The 1,726-nt window shown below is 58.5% G+C and carries 1 rRNA gene and 1 other annotated feature (1 of these 2 cut by a window edge); the gene reads left to right on the forward strand.

Annotated elements, in window-relative coordinates:
- Positions 1 to 285: ribosomal RNA gene (locus SACSA_RS0118500) — 16S ribosomal RNA — on the forward strand; the annotation flags it as partial.
- Between the two features lie 190 nt (positions 286 to 475).
- Positions 476 to 1,726, forward strand: a sequence feature (23S ribosomal RNA rRNA prediction is too short) (it continues 254 nt past the right edge of the window).

A 1,726-nucleotide genomic window follows, 5' to 3' on the forward strand; every position in this document is an offset into this window, starting at 1 on the left:
CGTGAGGTGGAGCGAATCCCTTAAAGCTGGTCTCAGTTCGGATCGTAGTCTGCAACTCGACTGCGTGAAGTCGGAGTCGCTAGTAATCGCAGATCAGCAGTGCTGCGGTGAATACGTTCCCGGGCCTTGTACACACCGCCCGTCACGTCATGAAAGTCGGTAACACCCGAAGCCCGCGGCCCAACCGGGTTTTCCCGGGGGGAGTGGTCGAAGGTGGGACTGGCGATTGGGACGAAGTCGTAACAAGGTAGCCGTACCGGAAGGTGCGGCTGGATCACCTCCTTTCTAAGGAGCCTGTTGGCTTGTTAGAGCCTGATTGTGAACCTCTGCTGGTTGGTGTCGTCCTGGTGCGTGCCGTGGTGGTGCGCGGGGGATGCTGTGATGGTCGCTGGCGTACTGTTGGGTGTCTGAGGCAGCACGTGGGTGTTGTTTCGGTGGTGTTTGAGAATTGCAGAGTGGGTGCGAGCATCTTTGTGGTCAAGTTGTGTAGGGCACATGGTGGATGTCTGGGCATCAGGGGCCGATGAAGGACGTGGGAGGCTGCGATAAGCCTCGGGGAGCTGTCAACCGAGCTGTGATCCGAGGATGTCCGAATGGGTAACCCGGCACCCGTGATGGGGTGTCACCCGCACCTGAATGTATAGGGTGTGTGGAGGGAACGCGGGGGAAGTGAAAACATCTCAGTACCCGTAGGAAGAGAAAACAACGGTGATTCCGTGAGTAGTGGCGAGCGAAAGCGGAGGAGGCTAAACCGTGCGCATGTCAAGCTGTCAGGTGTTGTGTGTGCGGTGTTGTGGGTGCCATGGCCGGGAGCTGACACTTCCGGGGATGCGTCGTGTGGTTAGCGGAACACGTTGGGATGCGTGGCCGGAGTGGGTGAGAGTCCCGTACGCGAAAGCTGCATGGGCGTGTCTGGTGGTTGTCCCCGAGTAGCAGCGGGCTCGTGGAATCTGCTGTGAATCTGCCGGGACCACCCGGTAAGCCTAAATACTTCCTGGTGACCGATAGTGCACGAGTACCGTGAGGGAAAGATGAAAAGTACCCCGGGAGGGGAGTGAAAGAGTACCTGAAACCGTGTGCCTGCAAGCCGTCAGAGCCTGCGGGTGATGGCGTGCCTTTTGAAGAATGAGCCTGCGAGTTAGTGCTGCGTGGCGAGGTTAACCCGGGTGGGGTAGCCGGAGCGAAAGCGAGTCTGAAGAGGGCGTCGAGTCGCGTGGTCTAGACCCGAAGCGGGGTGATCTACCCATGGCCAGGGTGAAGCGCCGGTAAGACGGCGTGGAGGCCCGAACCCACCAGGGTTGAAAACCTGGGGGATGAGCTGTGGGTAGGGGTGAAAGGCCAATCAAACTCCGTGATAGCTGGTTCTCCCCGAAATGCATTTAGGTGCAGCGTCGTGTGTTTCCCGTCTGGGGTAGAGCTACTGGATGGCCTAGGGGGCTTACCGGCTTACCGAAGTCAACCAAACTCCGAATACGGATGGGTGAGAGCGCGGCAGTGAGACGGCGGGGATAAGCTCCGTTCGTCGAGAGGGAAACAGCCCAGAACACCAGCTAAGGCCCCTAAGTGTGTGCTCAGTGGGAAAGGATGTGGAGTCGCTGAGACAACCAGGAGGTTGGCTTAGAAGCAGCCATCCTTGAAAGAGTGCGTAATAGCTCACTGGTCAAGTGGTTCTGCGCCGATAATGTAGCGGGGCTTAAGCACACCGCCGAAGCTGTGTCACTCACAC

Origin of the sequence: Saccharomonospora saliphila YIM 90502, assembly GCF_000383795.1 — a bacterium.
Taxonomy (GTDB): Bacteria; Actinomycetota; Actinomycetes; order Mycobacteriales; family Pseudonocardiaceae; genus Saccharomonospora; species Saccharomonospora saliphila.